The 18,496-nt window shown below is 71.2% G+C and carries 14 protein-coding genes; 9 read left to right on the forward strand and 5 right to left on the reverse strand.

The window, feature by feature from the left end; all coding sequences use genetic code 11:
- Positions 1-282 precede the first annotated feature (282 nt).
- From N4G70_RS05240 to N4G70_RS05260, 5 genes are all read left to right on the forward strand, one after another.
- Positions 283-1,146 (forward strand): MHYT domain-containing protein, encoded by an 864-nt coding sequence (locus tag N4G70_RS05240; protein ID WP_261711384.1) that lies wholly within the window; start codon positions 283-285, stop codon positions 1,144-1,146.
- A 51-nt stretch (positions 1,147-1,197) separates the two neighbouring features.
- Positions 1,198-3,321, forward strand: a complete 2,124-nt coding sequence (uvrB, locus tag N4G70_RS05245; protein WP_261711171.1) for an excinuclease ABC subunit UvrB — start codon at positions 1,198-1,200, stop codon at positions 3,319-3,321.
- A gap of 155 nt (positions 3,322-3,476) precedes the next feature.
- Complete coding sequence (locus tag N4G70_RS05250) at positions 3,477-4,055, forward strand: TerD family protein (RefSeq protein WP_120724448.1); 579 nt, start codon at positions 3,477-3,479, stop codon at positions 4,053-4,055.
- 126 nt (positions 4,056-4,181) lie between these two features.
- Positions 4,182-6,101: a TerD family protein gene (locus N4G70_RS05255; RefSeq protein WP_261711172.1), complete on the forward strand. Its 1,920-nt coding sequence runs from the start codon at positions 4,182-4,184 to the stop codon at positions 6,099-6,101.
- A gap of 285 nt (positions 6,102-6,386) precedes the next feature.
- On the forward strand, positions 6,387-7,364 hold the full coding sequence (locus N4G70_RS05260) for a TerC family protein (RefSeq protein WP_261711173.1): 978 nt from the start codon (positions 6,387-6,389) through the stop codon (positions 7,362-7,364).
- Positions 7,365-7,387: 23 nt separating this feature from the next.
- On the opposite strand, the gene N4G70_RS05265 is transcribed toward N4G70_RS05260, so the two are convergent.
- The 3 genes from N4G70_RS05265 to N4G70_RS05275 form a co-directional block, all read right to left on the reverse strand.
- On the reverse strand, positions 7,388-8,674 hold the full coding sequence (locus tag N4G70_RS05265; RefSeq protein ID WP_261711174.1) for an MFS transporter: 1,287 nt from the start codon (positions 8,672-8,674) through the stop codon (positions 7,388-7,390).
- A 230-nt stretch (positions 8,675-8,904) separates the two neighbouring features.
- Positions 8,905-9,561: an MBL fold metallo-hydrolase gene (locus N4G70_RS05270; protein WP_261711175.1), complete on the reverse strand. Its 657-nt coding sequence runs from the start codon at positions 9,559-9,561 to the stop codon at positions 8,905-8,907.
- Positions 9,562-9,582: 21 nt separating this feature from the next.
- Entirely contained in the window at positions 9,583-10,272 is a 690-nt protein-coding gene (locus tag N4G70_RS05275) for a maleylpyruvate isomerase family mycothiol-dependent enzyme (protein WP_261711176.1), read from the reverse strand.
- A gap of 222 nt (positions 10,273-10,494) precedes the next feature.
- Between N4G70_RS05275 and uvrA the strand changes: the two genes are divergently transcribed.
- Positions 10,495-13,473: an excinuclease ABC subunit UvrA gene (gene uvrA / locus N4G70_RS05280; RefSeq protein ID WP_261711177.1), complete on the forward strand. Its 2,979-nt coding sequence runs from the start codon at positions 10,495-10,497 to the stop codon at positions 13,471-13,473.
- A gap of 601 nt (positions 13,474-14,074) precedes the next feature.
- On the opposite strand, the gene N4G70_RS05285 is transcribed toward uvrA, so the two are convergent.
- A complete protein-coding gene (locus N4G70_RS05285; RefSeq protein WP_261711178.1) occupies positions 14,075-14,968 on the reverse strand; it encodes a carbohydrate kinase in 894 nt (297 codons plus the stop codon).
- 179 nt (positions 14,969-15,147) lie between these two features.
- Here N4G70_RS05285 and N4G70_RS05290 point away from each other — a divergent pair, with 179 nt between their 5' ends.
- Positions 15,148-15,576: a Rieske (2Fe-2S) protein gene (locus tag N4G70_RS05290; protein WP_261711179.1), complete on the forward strand. Its 429-nt coding sequence runs from the start codon at positions 15,148-15,150 to the stop codon at positions 15,574-15,576.
- Between the two features lie 193 nt (positions 15,577-15,769).
- On the opposite strand, the gene N4G70_RS05295 is transcribed toward N4G70_RS05290, so the two are convergent.
- Positions 15,770-16,693, reverse strand: coding sequence for a hypothetical protein (locus N4G70_RS05295; RefSeq protein ID WP_261711180.1), 924 nt, complete (start codon positions 16,691-16,693; stop codon positions 15,770-15,772).
- Positions 16,694-16,931: 238 nt separating this feature from the next.
- Here N4G70_RS05295 and N4G70_RS05300 point away from each other — a divergent pair, with 238 nt between their 5' ends.
- On the forward strand, positions 16,932-17,549 hold the full coding sequence (locus tag N4G70_RS05300) for a papain-like cysteine protease family protein (protein ID WP_261711181.1): 618 nt from the start codon (positions 16,932-16,934) through the stop codon (positions 17,547-17,549).
- Positions 17,550-17,554: 5 nt separating this feature from the next.
- Positions 17,555-18,352 (forward strand): hypothetical protein, encoded by a 798-nt coding sequence (locus tag N4G70_RS05305; RefSeq protein ID WP_261711385.1) that lies wholly within the window; start codon positions 17,555-17,557, stop codon positions 18,350-18,352.
- Positions 18,353-18,496 lie beyond the last annotated feature (144 nt).

An 18,496-nucleotide genomic window follows, 5' to 3' on the forward strand; every position in this document is an offset into this window, starting at 1 on the left:
CCGTAGGACCACCCACTGACAACGCGACCAACGCGACCAACGCGGCCAACGCGACCAACGCGGCCAACGCGGCCCACGCGGCCGGGCAGGCCTTCCCGGAGCCCGCGACGGGGGCACCAAAGCGAACGGATCCCCTCAGATGGGAACGTCCCAAGTGCCCGGAGTCGATAAATTGCCCGGAAAATGTTTGCCTGTCGCGCAGCGAGCCCTAATGTCGCCCCCACCAGGGTCGCCACAGGAGTAGGGCCTCTTCAGTCGGCACGGGGCGAAGGGCACATGAGTATGCACGGGACGGTCGACGGATTCAGCTACGGCCTCGTCACGCCGGTGGCGGCGTTCATCATGGCCTGCCTCGGCGGGGCGCTGGGCCTGCGCTGCACCGCGCGGTCGCTGCGGACCGAGCGGTCCTTCAAGGCGGCCTGGCTGGCGCTGGGCGCCACGTCCATAGGGTCGGGCATCTGGACCATGCACTTCATCGCGATGATGGGCTTCTCGGTCCACGAGGTGCCGCTCGGCTACGACCGGGGCATCACCTTCGCCAGTCTCGCCGTCGCGATCGTGATGGTCGGCATCGGGATCTTCATCGTCGGCTACCGGGGCGCCACCCCCATGGCGCTGGTCACCGGGGGCACCATCACCGGTCTGGGCGTGGCCACCATGCACTACCTGGGCATGGCCGGGATCAGGATGAACGGCGAGTTCGAGTACAACACCGTCGTGGTCAGCATCTCCGTGGTGATCGCGGTGGTGGCCGCCACCGCCGCCCTGTGGGCCGCCGTCTCCGTGCACGGATTCCTGGCCAGCCTGGTGGCCAGCCTCGTCATGGGCGTCGCCGTCAGCGGCATGCACTACACGGGCATGGCGGCGCTCAGCGTCCAGCTGCACGGCGCCTCCGGCGTCGCGGCCGGCGGGGAGACGCCCGCAGCCCTGCTCGCGCCCATGCTGATCGGGCCCGTCGCCTTCCTGATCCTCGCCGGGGTGGTCGTGATGTTCGACCCGCTGGTGGTGATGGGCAAGCCCGACTGGGAGAAGCGTCCGCCGCGCGCGATTCCGCTGCCCCGGCACCGCCCGTCCTTCCCCGAGCGCACGAGCTGGGCGCCCTCCGAGCCCCCGCGCGAGGGCTCCGCCTCGCCGCACGACTGGTGAGCGGACCCCGATCGGACGCCGGTTGTCAGTGGCGGGTCGTACGGTGGTTGCATGCGGCCCGTTTCCAAGATCGAACGTACGGTGGCGCCCTTCGAGGTCGTCAGTCCCTACCAGCCCAGCGGTGACCAGCCGGCGGCCATCGCCGAGCTGGAGAAGCGCATCCGTGCAGGTGAGAAGGATGTCGTCCTCCTCGGCGCGACCGGCACCGGAAAGTCGGCGACGACTGCCTGGATGATCGAGAAGCTTCAGCGCCCCACCCTGGTGATGGCGCCGAACAAGACGCTGGCCGCCCAGCTCGCCAACGAGTTCCGCGAGCTGCTGCCCAACAACGCCGTCGAGTACTTCGTGTCGTACTACGACTACTACCAGCCCGAGGCGTACGTCCCGCAGTCGGACACCTACATCGAGAAGGACTCCTCGATCAACGAGGAGGTCGAGCGGCTGCGCCACTCGGCGACCAACTCGCTGCTCACCCGGCGCGACGTGATCGTGGTCGCCTCCGTCTCCTGCATCTACGGCCTCGGCACCCCGCAGGAGTACGTCGACCGGATGGTGCAGCTCAAGGTCGGCGAGGAGATCGACCGTGACCAGCTGCTGCGCCGCTTCGTCGACATCCAGTACACCCGCAACGACATGGCGTTCACCCGCGGCACCTTCCGGGTGCGCGGCGACACCATCGAGATCTTCCCCGTCTACGAGGAACTGGCCGTCCGCATCGAGATGTTCGGGGACGAGATCGAGGCCCTGTCCACCCTGCATCCGATCACCGGCGAGATCATCAGCGAGGACCAGTCGCTCTACGTCTTCCCCGCGAGCCACTACGTGGCGGGCCCGGAGCGCATGGAGAAGGCCGTCAACGGCATCGAGAAGGAGCTGGAGCAGCGCCTGGCGGAGCTGGAGAAGCAGGGCAAGCTCCTGGAGGCCCAGCGGCTGCGCATGCGCACCACCTACGACCTGGAGATGCTCCGGCAGATCGGCAGCTGTTCGGGCGTCGAGAACTACTCGATGCACTTCGACGGACGTGAGCCCGGCACCGCGCCGAACACCCTGATCGACTACTTCCCCGAGGACTTCCTGCTGGTCCTCGACGAGTCGCATGTGACCGTGCCGCAGATCGGCGCGATGTACGAGGGCGACGCCTCCCGCAAGCGCACCCTCGTCGACCACGGCTTCCGGCTGCCCTCCGCGCTCGACAACCGGCCGCTGAAGTGGGAGGAGTTCCTGGGCCGCATCGGCCAGACTGTGTATCTCTCGGCCACCCCCGGAAAGTACGAGCTCTCCCGCGGCGACGGCTTCGTCGAGCAGATCATCCGCCCCACCGGCCTCGTCGACCCGGAGGTCGTGGTCAAGCCGACCGAGGGGCAGATCGACGACCTGGTGCACGAGATCCGTCAGCGCACCGAGAAGGACGAGCGCGTCCTGGTCACCACCCTGACCAAGAAGATGGCCGAGGACCTCACCGACTACTTCCTCGAACTGGGCATCCAGGTGCGGTACTTGCACAGCGACGTCGACACCCTGCGCCGCATCGAGCTGCTGCGCGAACTGCGGGCCGGCGAGTACGACGTGCTGGTCGGCATCAACCTGCTGCGTGAGGGCCTCGACCTGCCGGAGGTCTCCCTGGTGGCGATCCTCGACGCCGACAAGGAGGGCTTCCTGCGGTCGGGCACCTCGCTGATCCAGACCATCGGCCGTGCGGCCCGTAACGTCTCGGGCCAGGTCCACATGTACGCCGACCGGGTCACCCCGGCGATGGAGAAGGCCATCGAGGAGACCAACCGGCGCCGCGAGAAGCAGATCGCGTACAACAAGGAGCGGGGGATCGACCCCCAGCCGCTGCGCAAGAAGATCAGCGACATCGCCGCGAGCATCGCGCGCGAAGAGGTCGACACCGAGGAGCTGCTCGGCACCGGATACCGCCAGGGCAAGGAGGGCAAGGCCGCCAAGGCTCCCGTGCCCTCGCTCGGCGGCAAGGCGGCGAAGTCGGCGAAGGGCGCGAAGAAGGAGCTCACCGACCGGCCCGCGGCCGAACTGGCGGGAATCATCGAGGAGATGACCGATCGCATGCGGGCGGCGGCCGCGGATCTTCAGTTCGAGGTGGCGGCCCGGTTGCGCGACGAGGTCGGCGAGCTGAAGAAGGAGCTCCGCCAGATGAGGGAGGCGGGCCTCGCCTGACCCGCGGGAGCCCCGCGGGGGCGGTGTGTTGCAACACCGCCACAAAAGCGCCCCTGCCGGAGCGGGCGGCCCGTGCCACTGCGTAGGGTCGGGCCCGAGAACGTACACCACGCAAAGCATGTCAAGAACGACAACATGGGGAGAGGGGACAGCGCGTGACGGTCAATCTGTCCAAGGGTCAGGCCATCAGCCTGGAGAAGCAGGGTGGCGGCACCCTGACCGCGGTGCGGATGGGGCTCGGCTGGCAGGCGGCCCCGCGCCGGGGCCTGTTCGGCAAGCGGACGCAGGAGATCGACCTGGACGCGTCGGCGGTGCTGTTCGCCGACAAGCAGCCCGTCGACGTGGTCTTCTTCCGCCACCTCGTCAGCGACGACGGTTCGGTACGGCACACCGGTGACAACCTCGTGGGCGGTGCGGGCCAGGGCGGTGACGACGAGTCGATCCTGGTCGACCTCTCGCGCGTGCCGGTGCACATCGACCAGATCGTCTTCACGGTGAACTCCTTCACCGGCCAGACGTTCCAGGAGGTGCAGAACGCGTTCTGCCGGCTGGTCGACGAGACCAACGGCCAGGAGCTGGCCCGCTACACGCTGGACGGCGGCGGCCAGTACACGGCGCAGATCATGGCCAAGGTCCACCGCTCGGGCGCCGGCTGGCAGATGACCGCCATCGGCAACCCGGCCAACGGCCGCACCTTCCAGGACCTGATGCCGGCGATCCTGCCGCAGCTCTGAGGCACCGCACCACACCGCACCACCGCAGCTCCCGGAGGCACCAGGCCGCCGGGAGCTGCACCGCAACCGCACAGGCACCACACGCACCACACGCACCACCATCAACTCGACGAGGGGACAGAGGCGATGACGGCCGAGCTGGTACGGGGACAGAACCATCCCCTGCCCGTGACCCGACTGGAGATCCGGGTGTCGGCCGGCACCCCGGTGGTGGCCGCCGCCACGCTCGGCGACGAGCAGGGCAGGGTGGGGGCGGCTGAGCGGGTCGCCCACCCCGGCTCGCCGACGCTGCCCGGCCTGGAAGTCTCCCGGCAGGCCGCGGCCGACCACCGCCTCGCGGTGGACCTGGAGGCCCTCGGCGAGGATGTCCACCGGGTCGACGTGCTGCTCGCGCTTCCCTTCGGGACGCCGGGGCCCAGCCGGTTCGCCGCGGTCGCCGCGCCTTTCGTCGCCGTGACCGGCCTGGACGGCACCGAGATCGCCAGCTTCACCCTCACCGGTCTCGGCGCCGAGTCGGCCGTGGTGGCCCTGGAGCTCTACCGCCGCCAGGGCGCCTGGAAGATCCGCGCCATCGGCCAGGGCTATGAGGGCGGCCTCGCCGCGCTGCTGGCCGCCCAGGGCCTGGCCGAGGCCGCCCAGGTGGCCGCCGCCATCCAGGAGGCGGTCACGCTCGGCGTCTCCCGTTCGGTGGCGGCGCCCCCGCCCCGTACGGGCGACGACGCGCGGGTGCGTACGTCCGGTACCGGACCCTCGGGCCGGCCCGCGCCCGCCGGCGCTCAGCCGCCCGCCGCCGTGCCGCAGCAGGCGGTCGGCGACGGCGGCCCCATCAACTACGCCCATCCGCGGCGCCAGACCAGCACCCCGCCGCCGCCCGCCCCCGTCGCGCCGCCCGCGGCCCCCGGCGAGCCCGCGCGGCCCGTCGCGGGCGATGCCAGCGGCTGGTCCATGGACGAGCGGCTCTACAACCAGGTGTGGGGCATGTTCGAGGACCTGGCCCGCACCGTCGCCGCCTACCGCAGCGCCGTCGACTTCGCGGACTCGCGGCTGGGGCAGGAGCTCGACCGGGCCCTGTCCGACCCCCGTGCCCGCCTGGGCTCAGCGGGGGACCGGGCGCGCGATGAGGCCCGCGGCAAGCGGGAGGAACTCGTCGACCGGGCCAGGGAGGTACTCGACCGCGATCTGGCCCAGCTCACCGCCGAGTCGGAGGTCGTCGAGCCCGCGCTGCCGCCCGCGTACGCCCGCTGGGACAACCCGGTGTGGCACGCCTACCGGGTGCCGATGGAGCTCCCCATGGCGCTGAGGATCGGCGACCTCCACCTGCCCGAGCAGCCCAAGTTGCGCATTCCGATGCTGGTCCGGCTGCCTCTGGAGCGCGGACTGTGGATCGACTCCGGCCGCAGCGGGTTCGATGCCGCCGCCTTCCTGGATCCCGACCAGGTCAAGCGCCTGGCGGTGGACACCGCGGTGGCCATCGCGGCGCGGCTGCTCGCGGTCTACCCGGCGCACGAGTTCGCGGTGCACGTCATCGACCCTGCGGGCACCGCCGCCGCGCGGCTCGCCCCGCTCACGCGCTCGGGGGTGCTCGCCGCACCGCCCGCTGCGGGCGCCGCCGGGGTGTCCGAGGTGCTCGCCAAGCTCACCGAGCGGGTGGACCTCGTACAGATGGCGGTACGGGCCGGGGCCGGTGCCGACGCGCTGCCGCCCGGTATGGACACCGCCGAACAGCTCCTCATCGTCAACGACTTCCCGCACGGCTTCGACGACCGCGCCCTCAACCAGCTGCGCTACCTCGCCGACGAGGGGCCCTCGGTCGGCGTGCACCTGCTCATGATCGCCGACCGCGAGGAGGCCAGTGAGTACGGGCCGGTCCTCCAGCCGCTGTGGCGTTCGCTGCTGCGCCTGACCCCGGCCCCCGACGACCATCTCGCCGACCCGTGGGTGGGGCACGCCTGGACGTACGAGCCGCCGCTCGCGCCGCCCGGCAGCCGGGTCCTGGAGCAGGTGCTCGGCCGGGTCGGCGAGGCCCGTGCCGCCTGGCCCCATTAGCGGATTACCCGCGCCGGGGGCGTCGGCTCGGCCGTTCGGGGTCGGCCCGGACGCCTCCGAGCTGGCCTTTTGTATCTTCTTTACCCATCTCTTTACCTTCTCTTGGTTATTCGGGTAGGCTGCTTTCAGCGGAGGGGAGTACTCCCGACTGCGGCGTTCCCGTCAATACGGACCCACGGGACGGGTCCCGGGGCGCCGGCCCGCGGCGCGAGGGAAGGCGCCCGGGTGGAAGAGACCTCCGGCAGCGACGACGCTGATCAGTAGCCGTACGACGCCGGAGGCGCAGTGGACGTTTCAATGACCATGTGGGTACTGACCATCCTCGGTCTGTGTGCCCTGATCGCGGCCGACTTCTTCATCGGGCGCAAGCCCCATGACGTGTCGGTCAAGGAAGCCGGCGTCTGGACCGTGGTCTGGATCGTGCTGGCGGCGCTCTTCGGTCTCGGCCTGTTGTTCTTCGGCGAAAGCCAGGCGTCCGGAGAGTTCTTCGCGGGCTTCATCACCGAGAAGTCGCTCTCCGTCGACAACCTCTTCGTCTTCATCCTGATCATGGCGAAGTTCTCGGTGCCCTCGCAGTTGCAGCAACGGGTGCTGCTCTTCGGCGTGTTGATCGCCCTGGTACTGCGCGCGATCTTCATCGCGGCCGGTGCCGCGGTGATCGCCAACTTCTCGTGGGTCTTCTACATCTTCGGCGCGTTCCTGATCTACACCGCCTGGAAACTCATCCAGGAGGCGCGCTCCGGCGACGAGGAGGAGGAGTTCGAGGAGAACCGCCTTCTGAAGTCCGTCGAGAAGAAGTTCGGCGTCGCCGACCGCTACCACGGCACCAAGCTGTTCGTGGCGAAGAACGGCAAGAAGATCATGACGCCGCTGATGGTCGTCATGCTCGCCATCGGCACCACCGACGTGCTCTTCGCGATGGACTCGATCCCGGCGATCTTCGGCCTCACCCAGGACCCGTACATCGTCTTCACCGCCAACGCCTTCGCGCTGATGGGTCTGCGCCAGCTCTACTTCCTGATCGGCGGGCTGCTCAAGAAGCTGGTCCACCTCAGCTACGGCCTCTCGGTGATCCTGGGCTTCATCGGCGTGAAGCTGGTGCTGCACGCCCTGCACGAGAACGGGGTGAACGTCCCCGAGATCTCCATCCCCGTCTCGCTGGGCGTCATCTGCGGCGTCCTGGTGATCACCACCATCACCAGCCTCGTCGCCGCCCGGAAGCAGGCGGCCGAGGAGCCCCAGAAGGACAGCATCGGCGCCTGACCGCGCGGATCAGGGCGGCCCCCCTACGCGGGGGCCGCCTCCGATTCCGTCCCGGACACAGGCTGTACCACCGGCGCCGGACGGGTCTCCGGCAGCAGCGCGAAACAGGCCAGGCTCAGCAGCCCGACCCCGACCAGATACGCGGCGACGCCCCAGGGCGGCCCGTCGCGGCCGGCCAGCGCCGTCGCCGCGATCGGCGTCAGGGCGCCGCCCAGCACCCCGCCCAGGTTGTAGCCGACCGCGGCCCCCGTGCAGCGCACCCTCGGCTCGTACAGCTCCGGGAGATACGCCGCGATCACCCCGAACATCGTGATGAACGCCAGCATCGCGCCGAGGAACCCGGCGAACATCCACAAGGGCTCGGCGGTCCCGAGCAGCGCCACCATCGGGAACATCCACACCACCGCCGCGCCGCACCCCGCAAGGCACAGCGGCTTGCGCCCGTAGCGGTCGGCGAGCAGCGCCGCCAGCGGGGTCACCGCGCCCATGATCGCCACCGCCGCCATGACGCAGACCAGCGCCACCGTGCGGTCCACCCCGAGCCGCTGTGTCGCGTACACCAGCGACCAGGTGGAGACCGTGTAGAAGAGGGCGTACCCGATCGCGAGAGCGCCCGCCGTGAGCAGCACCAACCGCCAGTGGCCGCGCGCCACTTCGAGCAGTGGCAGCTTGGCCGGCTCGCCCATCTCACGGAAGTGCGGGGTCTCGGCCAGTGAGGTCCGCAGCAGCAGCCCGCCCAGGGCGAGCAGCCCGGCGGCCCAGAACGGCACCCGCCACCCCCAGTCGCGGAACTGGGCGTCGCTCAGCCCCGCGGACAGCGCGAGGACGACTCCGTTGGCGAGCAGGAATCCGATGGAGGGGCCGATCTGCGGAAAGCTCGTCCACAGGCCGCGCCGGTGGGCGGGCGCGTGCTCGGCCGTGAGCAGCACCGCGCCGCCCCACTCGCCGCCGAGCCCGAGGCCCTGGAGGAAGCGCAGCACCATGAGCAGCAAGGGCGCCGCGACGCCGATCGTGGCGTACGAGGGCACACAGCCGACCGCCACCGTCGCGAGGCCGGTCAGCGCGAGCGAGGCGAACATGACCGGGCGGCGCCCATGCCGGTCACCGACATGTCCGAAGAGGACCGAGCCCAGGGGGCGGGCCAGAAAGCCGACCCCGAAGGTGCCGAAGGCGGCCAGGGTTCCCGCGAGCGCGGAGAACGTGGGAAAGAACAGCGGGCCCAGGATCAGAGCGGCCGCTGTCCCGTACACGAAGAAGTCGTAGAACTCGATGGCCGTGCCGGCGAGCGAGGCGGCCGCGAGGCGGAGCATCGACGGGGGCGTGGGCGGACCCGGGGGAGTAGTGGTGGGCATACCGCGCCAACTACCCACCGTGAACGGCCGTTACGGGGCGTGCGGGAGCTTCGTGGGAGGCGGGCGGGCGCACGGGGCCGAGCCCGATTGTCAGTGGCGGGTGCCACCATCGAGGCATGGACATCTTCGGCGCGTGGCGAGGGCGGTTCGCCTCGGCGGGACGGGTGGCGCGAGCCGCTGCCCGCCGGCTACCAGCCGCGCTCGCGCCACTCCGGCAGATGCGGGCGCTCGTCGCCGAGGGTGGTGTCGTTGCCGTGGCCGGGATAGACCCAGGTCTCGTCGGGCAGGGCGGCGAAGAGCTTGGTCTCGACGTCGTGGAGGAGGCTGGCGAAGGCCTCCGGGTCCTTCCAGGTGTTGCCGACGCCGCCGGGGAAGAGGCAGTCGCCGGTGAACACATGGGGGTGGCCGTGCGGGTCGTCGTAGATCAGGGCGATCGAGCCCGGGGTGTGGCCGACGAGGTGGCGCGCGGTCAGCTCGACGCGGCCGACCGTGATCGTGTCGCCGTCCTCGACGAGGACGTCCGTGGCGACCGGGATGCCCTCGGCGTCATGGCGGCCCGCATAGGTGCGCGCGCCCGTCGCGGCGACGACCTCGGCCAGCGCCTGCCAGTGGTCGCCGTGGCGGTGCGTGGTGACGACGGACGCGATGCCGTCGTCACCGATCAGCGTGAGCAGCGTCGCGGGGTCCGCGGCCGCGTCGATGAGCAGCTGCTCGCCGGTGTTCCGGCAGCGCAGCAGATACGCGTTGTTGCCCATCGACCCGACCTCGACCTTGGAGATCATCAGGTCCGTCAACTCGTGCACGTCGGCAGGACCGCCGGCCTTCACCGCTCCGCTGTACGTCATGGGCTCAGCCTATCGCCGGGGTCACAGCGGGGGCAGGGCGGGAAGTGCTCCGCCGGTCACCTTGAGGGCGGCGCCGTCACGCCGGCCCGCGAGCCAGCCGACGAGGTCCGCCGCCGGACCGCTCACCCGGACGGGGTCGCCCTGGCCGCCGCCCCCGGTGGTCCAGGTTCCGCCGGTGTCGTCGCTCAGGGTGATCGACGGAAGGTCCTTGTGGCCGGCGAACCGGTCGGCGAGAAACTCGGTCTCCCGCCGGACGAAGTCCGCGGGGAGGTCCTCGAGCTCATAACCGATCCCGAGGTCCACGTGGTGCAGCTCGACCTCGACGAGGCGCCGGAACGGCACGCGGGCCGCCGCGTCCGTCACGCCGTTGCGCAGCTCGACCGTGCGCGACCAGTCGGCGGGCCGATCGCCCTCCGCCTGGAAGCCGGCCGCGCTGTCGCGCACGTCCGCGAGCTGGACGTCCAGCGGGCGGGGCGCGTCACGGTCGATGTCGGCGTCCCGGGCCTCGGCGCTCGCATACATGGGCCGCCCGGCCAGCACATTGACGAGCGCGTCCGCGTTCCGTGCGACATGGGCGAGCACATGGCCGCGGCTCCAGCCGGGAAGCCGTGACGGCTCGGCGACGGAGACGTTGTCCAGTGCGGCGGCTGCGGTGAGCAGCCGTTCGGTGGCTTCGCGTACAGAGGCCAGGTCGCGCGCGTGATCAATCATGGCGCCGACGATAGCCCCGCCACTCGATTGGGTGAAGGTGGCTGGACGAGTCCATAATTCGAATGTGCGTGCTATACGCTCGGGAATGGGTCCCCCCTCAAAACCGTTGTGGAACCTGTCCGGATTCATCCAAGAATCAACGACATCACCGTGGCGCCCCCCATACCCTGGGACGGGGGCTCCTGGAGCCCCCTCGCTCCCTCTAGAAAGGTGCGGACCGGCGTGGCCGACCGTCTCATCGTCCGTGGCGCGCGCGAGCACAATCTCAAGAACGTCTCGCTCGACCTGCCGCGTGACTCCCTCATCGTCTTCACGGGTCTGTCCGGGTCGGGCAAGTCCTCGCTCGCCTTCGACACGATCTTCGCGGAGGGACAGCGCCGCTACGTCGAGTCGCTGTCCTCGTACGCGCGCCAGTTCCTCGGCCAGATGGACAAGCCGGACGTCGACTTCATCGAAGGCCTGTCGCCCGCGGTCTCCATCGACCAGAAGTCGACCTCGCGCAACCCGCGCTCGACGGTCGGCACCATCACCGAGGTCTACGACTACCTGCGTCTGCTGTTCGCGCGCATCGGCAAGCCGCACTGCCCCGAGTGCGGCCGGCCCATCTCCCGCCAGTCGCCGCAGGCCATCGTGGACAAGGTCCTCGAACTGCCCGAGGGCAGCCGCTTCCAGGTGCTCTCGCCGCTGGTGCGCGAGCGCAAGGGCGAGTTCGTCGACCTCTTCGCCGACCTCCAGACCAAGGGCTACAGCCGGGCCCGGGTCGACGGCGAGACCATCCAGCTCGCCGAGCCGCCCAAGCTCAAGAAGCAGGAGAAGCACACCATCGAGGTGGTCATCGACCGCCTCACGGTGAAGGAGGGTGCCAAGCGCCGCCTGACCGACTCGGTCGAGACCGCGCTGGGCCTGTCCGGCGGCATGGTCGTGCTGGACTTCGTCGACCTCGCGGCCGACGACCCCGAGCGCGAGCGGATGTACTCGGAGCACCTGTACTGCCCGTACGACGACCTCTCCTTCGAGGAGCTGGAGCCGCGCTCCTTCTCCTTCAACTCGCCGTTCGGCGCCTGCCCCGACTGCACCGGCATCGGTACGCGCATGGAGGTCGACCCCGACCTGATCATCCCCGACGTGGACAAGTCCCTCGACGAGGGAGCGGTCTCGCCGTGGTCGCTCGGTCACACCAAGGACTACTTCGCCCGCCTGGTGGGCGCACTCGCCGCAGAGCTGGGCTTCCGCACCGACATCCCCTGGGCCGGCCTTCCGCAGCGCGCCAAGAAGGCGCTGCTCTACGGCCACAAGACCCAGATCGAGGTCCGCTACCGCAACCGGTACGGCAGGGAGCGGGCGTACACCACGGCCTTCGAGGGCGCGGTGCCGTTCGTCAAGCGCCGACACTCCGAGGCGGAGAGCGACGGCGCCCGCGAGCGCTTCGAGGGCTATATGCGCGAGGTGCACTGCCCCACCTGTGAGGGCACGCGCCTGAAGCCCCTGGTCCTCGCGGTCACCGTGATGGAGAAGTCCATCGCCGAGGTCGCCGCGATGTCGATCAGCGACTGCGCGGACTTCCTGGGCGAACTCAAGCTCAACAACCGCGACAAGAAGATCGCCGAGCGGGTCCTGAAGGAGGTCAACGAGCGGCTGAAGTTCCTGGTCGACGTCGGCCTCGACTACCTCTCGCTCAACCGCGCCGCCGGTACGCTCTCCGGCGGCGAGGCCCAGCGCATCCGGCTCGCCACCCAGATCGGCTCCGGCCTGGTCGGCGTGCTCTACGTGCTGGACGAGCCGTCGATCGGGCTGCACCAGCGCGACAACCACCGCCTCATCGAGACGCTGGTACGCCTGCGCGACATGGGCAACACCCTGATCGTCGTCGAGCACGACGAGGACACCATCAAGGTGGCCGACTGGGTCGTCGACATCGGCCCCGGCGCCGGTGAGCACGGCGGAAAGGTCGTCCACAGCGGGCCGTTGAAGCAGCTGCTCAGCAACAAGGAGTCGCTGACCGGCCAGTACCTGGCGGGCAAGAAGTCGATCCCGCTGCCCGACGTCCGGCGCCCCACCGACCCGACGCGCCGGCTCACCGTGCACGGCGCGAAGGAGAACAACCTCCGCGACATCGACGTCTCGTTCCCGCTCGGCGTGCTGACCGCGGTCACCGGCGTCTCCGGCTCGGGCAAGTCCACGCTGGTCAACGACATCCTCTACACGCACCTCGCCCGGGAGCTGAACGGGGCGCGCAGCGTGCCCGGCCGCCACACCCGGGTCGACGGGGACGACCTCGTCGACAAGGTCGTGCACGTCGACCAGTCGCCCATCGGCCGCACCCCGCGGTCCAACCCGGCGACGTACACCGGCGTCTTCGACCATGTCCGCCGGCTGTTCGCGGAGACGATGGAGGCGAAGGTCCGGGGCTATCTGCCGGGCCGGTTCTCCTTCAACGTCAAGGGCGGCCGCTGCGAGAACTGTTCGGGCGACGGCACCATCAAGATCGAGATGAACTTCCTGCCGGACGTGTACGTCCCGTGCGAGGTCTGCCACGGGGCGCGATACAACCGGGAGACCCTGGAGGTCCACTACAAGGGCAAGTCCATCGCCGAGGTCCTGGACATGCCGATCGAGGAGGGCCTGGAGTTCTTCGAGGCCGTCCCGACCATCGCGCGCCATCTGCGCACGCTGAACGAGGTCGGGCTCGGATACGTCCGGCTCGGGCAGTCCGCGCCCACGCTCTCGGGCGGCGAGGCCCAGCGCGTGAAGCTCGCCTCCGAGCTCCAGAAGCGCTCCACGGGCCGCACGGTGTACGTGCTAGACGAGCCCACCACCGGGCTCCACTTCGAGGACATCTCCAAGCTGATCAAGGTGCTCTCGGGGCTGGTCGACAAGGGCAACTCGGTCATCGTCATCGAGCACAACCTGGACGTCATCAAGACGGCGGACTGGGTGATCGACATGGGTCCCGAGGGCGGCAACGGGGGTGGCCTGGTCATCGCCGAGGGCACGCCCGAGGAGGTGGCCTCGGAGCCGGCCAGCCACACCGGGAAGTTCCTGCGGGACATTCTGGGGGCGGACCGGATCAGTGACGCGGCGGTTTCGGGGCGGAAGCCGGTGAAGAGGGCGGCGGCCAAGAAGGCGGTTGCCTCGGCGAAGGCGGGGCCGGCCAAGAAGGCGGCCCCCGCCAAGAAGGTGGCCCGGGCGCGGAAGGGCTGAGTTCGCCCCACCCCGCCCCTCCCCGAAACCCGCCGGGGGTTGAGGGTGGGGGTGGGGGGTGTTTTCCCGGGGCTCCGCCCCGGACCTCCGCGGGGGCTGCGCCCCTCGACCCCACCGGGGGCTGTGCCCCTCGACCCCCGCGGGGGTTGTGCGCCTCGCCGGGGGCTCTGCCCCGAAGCCCCGGGGGTTGCGCCCCTCGCTGCTCCGGGGGCCGCGAGCCTCGACCTCCGCGGGGGTTGTGTACCTCGCCCCCCCCGGGGGCCCTGGGGTTGCGCCCTTTGCTGCTCCGGGGGCCGCGAGCCTCGACCTCCGCGGGGGTTGTGCACCTCGCCCCCCCGGGGGGCTCTGCCCCGGGGTTGCGCCCCTTGCTGTCCCGGGGGCTGCGCCCCTCGACCCCCCAGGGGCTGCGCGCCTCGCCCCCCGCGGGGTTGTGTGCCTCGCCCCCGGGGGCTCTGCCCCGAACCCCCCGGGGGTTGGCGACCCTCAACTCCCTTGAGGGTTGGTGCGGTTGGGGCTCCTGAGGCCCGGCGCCCAGTGGGCTCGGGGCGGGGTTCCCTCGGGGGTCGGGGTCGGAGGCGAGGGCGTCCTTGCCTCCGAGGGGTTAGGGGCGCGTTCTCAGGTCCTCCGCCGTGGGGGGCTGGGCCCCCTCCCTCGTGCAGGTCAGGGCGGCCGCCCTCGCCGCGTAGCGGAGGGCCTTCGGCCAGTTCGCCGAGGTGAGGGCGGTGTGGTCCGAGAAGTGGTGGAGCAGGGCCGCGTTCACCGTGTCGCCGGCGCCGATCGTGTCCACCACGGCCACCCGCTCGGCGGGGACGGAGTGTTCGGCGCCGTCGCCGGTGTATGCCGTCAGGCCGTCCGCGCCCTTCGTCAGGACCACCGCCCGGGGGCCCGCCGCGAGCCACTCCTCGGGCGTTCCGCCCAGCCACTGGGCGTCCTCCTGGGACAGCTTCAGGACGGAGACGTACGGCAGCCAGTCGCGGAACCGGGCGCGGTAGGCGTCGGGGTCCGGGATCAGGGGCGGGCGGATGTTGGGGTCGAGCAGGGTCAGTAGGCCCCGCCCGGACTCCCGGCGCAGCAGTGCCTCGTAGGCGCTCGCGCCCGGTTCCAGGACCAGGGAGCAGGTGCCGAGGGCCAACGCGGTTGCGGCGGGCGGCAGTTGAGGGGGGAGTGCGAAGAGGCGGTCGGCGGTGCCGTCCGCGTAGAAGCCGTACCCCGCCGAGCCGTCCGGTGCCAGCGTCGCCACGGCGAGGGTCGTCGGCTCCGGGCCGCGCTGGACCAGGGACGTGTCCACCCCGGCCGCGCGCAACCCGCCGAGAAGGGCCTCGCCGAAGCCGTCCGTGGAGACCCGGGAGCAGAAGGCGGCCCGCGCCCCGAGCCGCCCGAGGGCCACCGCAGTGTTGTACGGGCCGCCACCGAGCCGGGGCGTCAGCGGCCCCAGGGGATCCTCGGGGTGCTGCGGCACCAGGTCGATGAGGGATTCTCCGGCGACGACGATCACGGCCCAGAACGTAACCCATCCCACGGCCGCGCGGGCAGCCCCGCCGAGGGGAGAGCCCCGGCGCCGAGCGGGCGATCTGCGCCGGTATCGTCGATGGGGCAACCCGGGTCGGTTGCGGCGGCCGGACCGGTCGCCGAGCGGCCGACCAGGACAAGACCAGTGAACAGTGGAGACAGCCCATGACCGGCCAGCCCGCCGCCCGTCGCACCGTGCTGAAAGGCGCCGCCCTCGCCGGGGTCGCGGGGGTCGGCGTGGCCGCCTGCTCCACCGACTCCAAGCTCGGGCACGCCGAAACCCCCACGCCCACCGCCCCCGAGCCGCTCGGTTCGCCCGACGCGGTTCCCGTCGGCGGAGCCAAGCTCTACCGCGAGCAGCGGGTCATGGTGAGCTGCCCGGCCAAGGGCGAGTACAAGGCGTTCAGCGCCCAGTGCACGCACGCCGGCTGTCTCCTGGACAAGATCGAGGACGATCACGCGAACTGCCCCTGCCACGGCAGCCGCTTCAACGTGATGACCGGCAAGCCCGTCCACGGCCCGGCCACCGTGCCGCTGCCCCCGGTTCCGGTGAAGCTCAAGGACGGTCAGCTCGTGGCGGGGCCGGACGCCTGACCGGACAGGCAGCTCGTGGCTGGGCCGGACGCCTGACCCGACAGGCACTCGACGCCTGACGCGCAGGTCCAGGACGCCCGACCCGGCGACCCTCCCGCTCCCCGGCCCGACAGGCACTCGACGCCTGACGCGGCAGGTCCATGACGGCCGACCCGGCAGCCCTCCCGCCCCCGGCCCTACAGGCACCCCGCGCTCACTCCCAGTCCCAGTCGACCCCCAGGATCCCCGGCCGCACCCCCTGCTCCACCAGGTGGACCGAGCGGTGGCGCCCGCTGAGGGTGAGGTCGCTGCGGCCGGAGCGGGTGGCGCCGGTGGAGGTCTGGGCGAAGCGGCGGCAGCGGGCCGGCAGGGCCCGCTCGTCGAACCGCACCTGTAGGACGTACTGGCCGCCCGCGAAGGCGAAGCCGCGTACGTACTCCCGGCTCGTGCCGCCCGTACCGTCCTCGAAGCCGTAGCCGAACAGATACGTCTCGCCGGCCCGCAGCCGGGTGTCGAAGAGGAGTTCCGCGACCAGGACCGCGCTGGCGGCGTCCCAACGGACGCGGCCGGTACGGCAGTTCTCGCCCGCGCGCACCTCCACCCGGGCGGGATCGCAGCCGGCGTCTCCGCGGTGGATGGCCAGATAGCGGTCGATGCCGTCGCGATGGGCCCGTACGACGTGCTGCGAGTCGCGGCCGCGCAGTTCGCGGGCCGCGCCGATGCGGACGCGCTCATGATGGCCGACGGTGTGGAGGCCGCCGTCCACGGGGGTTTCGAGACCGGCGATGAGCTGTTCCACCACCCCCGAGGCCTCGACGAGCGAACGGTAGGAGCGCCCCGCGGGACGCTCGACCTCGGTCGCCGAGGCGTCGTCGAGCAGGCGCAGCAGGGAGTTCGCGGGCAGGCCCAGTACTTCTTCCAGCCCGCGGACCGCGCGCAGCGACTCGGGGCGCTGCGGCCGGCGCGCGCCCTGCTGCCAGTAACTCAGGCTGGTGACACCGACCTTGATGCCGCGCCCGGCGAGATGGTGCTGCACGCGCTGGAGCGGCAGGCCCCGGACGGACAGCGCGGCCCGCAGCGCCAGATGGAACGGGCCGGTGTGGAGCACCTGCTTCAAGTCGGCCTCGGTGTGGAGCATGGGGGACTCCTCAGTGAACGTTCACGGTGGGGGGTGGACGCGGGGCGTCAGCAGGTCGGGGAAAACCTGGTGGCGGGGAAGGAGCTGTTCACACTCCGGCCACTTCGTTCACACCCGCGTCCCACCCCGCATTGAAGCGCGTTGACCTGTTCTCGACAACGGCCGATGCTCGACAACAAGCGTCCGGACGCGATCCTCCACCATCCCCAACCCCCCACCCCGCCATGGGAGGAACGCGATGCGCAGCAAGAACAGACGGCTGTCCGCCCTCACCCTCGTGGTGGCGGCCCTGTTTGCCGCCCCCACGGCAACAGCCACCGCCGCCCCGCACAGCGACAAGCCGGTGCCCTCCGCAGCCGCCGCGGCGAGCGCTGCCGGTTCCAAGCGCCTCAACATCACCATGCAGGCGCAGCAGAAGGACAACTGGTGCTGGGCCGGCAGCGGAAACACCATCGCCACCTGGTTCGGCCGCTCGTACACCCAGAACCAGTTCTGCAACGCCGCGTTCGGCCGGACGCAGGGCTACGACTGCCCCAACTGGCAGGCGAACCTGGGCAATGTGCAGAACGCCCTGGACTGGGCGGGCATCAACCCGGGCTCGTATGTGACCGGTTGGCTGCGCTACTCGACCGTGCAGACCGAGATCAACAACAACCGTCCGATCGAGACCCGCATCCAGTGGTCCAGCGGCGGCGGTCACATGCACGTCGTGTACGGCTACGACGACGCCAACAGCTGGGTGTACTGGGGCGATCCCTGGCCCTCCAGCACCCGCTACAACTGGGCGTCGCACGACTGGTACGTGAACAACAACTCCTTCTCCTGGACCCACTCGCTGTACCGGATCGGGGCGTGACGACGATGAAGGTGACCCGCCTCGCACCCGTGACCGCCGCCGTCGCGCTCCTCGGTCTCGCGGCCCCCCACGCCGTCGCCGACCAGGTGCCGAACGCCTCCGCGCAGTCGAAGGCCGCGGCCCGCCAGGCCGCGTCCGCACCCACCACCCTCTCCACGCTCTCCCGCTTCTTCGCCCGGGACGGCAAGGTGGCGCTCACGGCCGTCGCCCCGCACATCGAGGGCGACGCGGTGCCCGTGTACACGCTCTCGCCGGGGTTCGTGGCGGGCACGGCGGGCGCCCCCGTCGCGCAGCTCGAATACCTCGCCTCCACGGCCGTCGCCTCCGACGGCCGCAAGGCCTCGCTGTGGACCGTCCCCCAGGGCTCGTCCTGGAAGGTGGTCAACATAGCCACCGGCGACGACGAGTCCCGTTACGCCGCGGCCGGCGCCGCGAAACTCCCCGGCGGCACCGTGTTCCAGGAGCCGCAGATCAACGCCTGGTACGTGACGAAGGACAGCGAGGTGCTGCCGCTCGACGAGGACGCCGTCAAGGCGATCGGCGCGGGCGGCACCAGCCTCGCCGGCTACCACCAGCGCGTCCTGCGGGCGTACGGGGACAAGCTGCCGGGGTCGGCGTACGACAGGTCGGGCAAGGCGGGCGGGTATGCCGGGCCCGCCGAGGCCGCGGGGGTCACCCGGGCGGCCGTCGCCGGAGGCGACACCGCTCTGGCCCCGGTGTCCGCCGTGGCCGGGGCGGGGCTGGCGCTCGGTCTGCTGGGCACGGCGTGGCGTCGCCGTCGGCGCGCGGCGGGGCGGGTGTAGCGGCCGGGGCCGGTGCGGGGCCCGACGCCGCGCCCCGCACCGGCCCATCCCTCCCGCCCGGCCCCGGCCCGCCCCTCCCGCCCGTGCCCCGGCGGGCCCCGACCTGCGCGTTCCGCCCCCTGACCGCCTTTCGCCCGTCCACCG

The organism is Streptomyces sp. ASQP_92 (assembly GCF_025399895.1).
Taxonomy (GTDB): Bacteria; Actinomycetota; Actinomycetes; order Streptomycetales; family Streptomycetaceae; genus Streptomyces.

What these genes read in the sequence shown, in the direction of transcription:
- N4G70_RS05240 (WP_261711384.1), top strand. Translation starts at nt 283, where the DNA reads ATGCACGGGACGGTCGACGGATTCAGCTACGGCCTCGTCACGCCGGTG.
- uvrB (WP_261711171.1), top strand. Translation starts at nt 1,198, where the DNA reads ATGCGGCCCGTTTCCAAGATCGAACGTACGGTGGCGCCCTTCGAGGTC.
- N4G70_RS05255 (WP_261711172.1), top strand. Translation starts at nt 4,182, where the DNA reads ATGACGGCCGAGCTGGTACGGGGACAGAACCATCCCCTGCCCGTGACC.
- N4G70_RS05265 (WP_261711174.1), bottom strand. Translation starts at nt 8,674, where the DNA reads ATGCTCCGCCTCGCGGCCGCCTCGCTCGCCGGCACGGCCATCGAGTTC.
- N4G70_RS05270 (WP_261711175.1), bottom strand. Translation starts at nt 9,561, where the DNA reads ATGACGTACAGCGGAGCGGTGAAGGCCGGCGGTCCTGCCGACGTGCAC.
- N4G70_RS05275 (WP_261711176.1), bottom strand. Translation starts at nt 10,272, where the DNA reads ATGATTGATCACGCGCGCGACCTGGCCTCTGTACGCGAAGCCACCGAA.
- N4G70_RS05290 (WP_261711179.1), top strand. Translation starts at nt 15,148, where the DNA reads ATGACCGGCCAGCCCGCCGCCCGTCGCACCGTGCTGAAAGGCGCCGCC.
- N4G70_RS05295 (WP_261711180.1), bottom strand. Translation starts at nt 16,693, where the DNA reads ATGCTCCACACCGAGGCCGACTTGAAGCAGGTGCTCCACACCGGCCCG.
- N4G70_RS05300 (WP_261711181.1), top strand. Translation starts at nt 16,932, where the DNA reads ATGCGCAGCAAGAACAGACGGCTGTCCGCCCTCACCCTCGTGGTGGCG.
- N4G70_RS05305 (WP_261711385.1), top strand. Translation starts at nt 17,555, where the DNA reads ATGAAGGTGACCCGCCTCGCACCCGTGACCGCCGCCGTCGCGCTCCTC.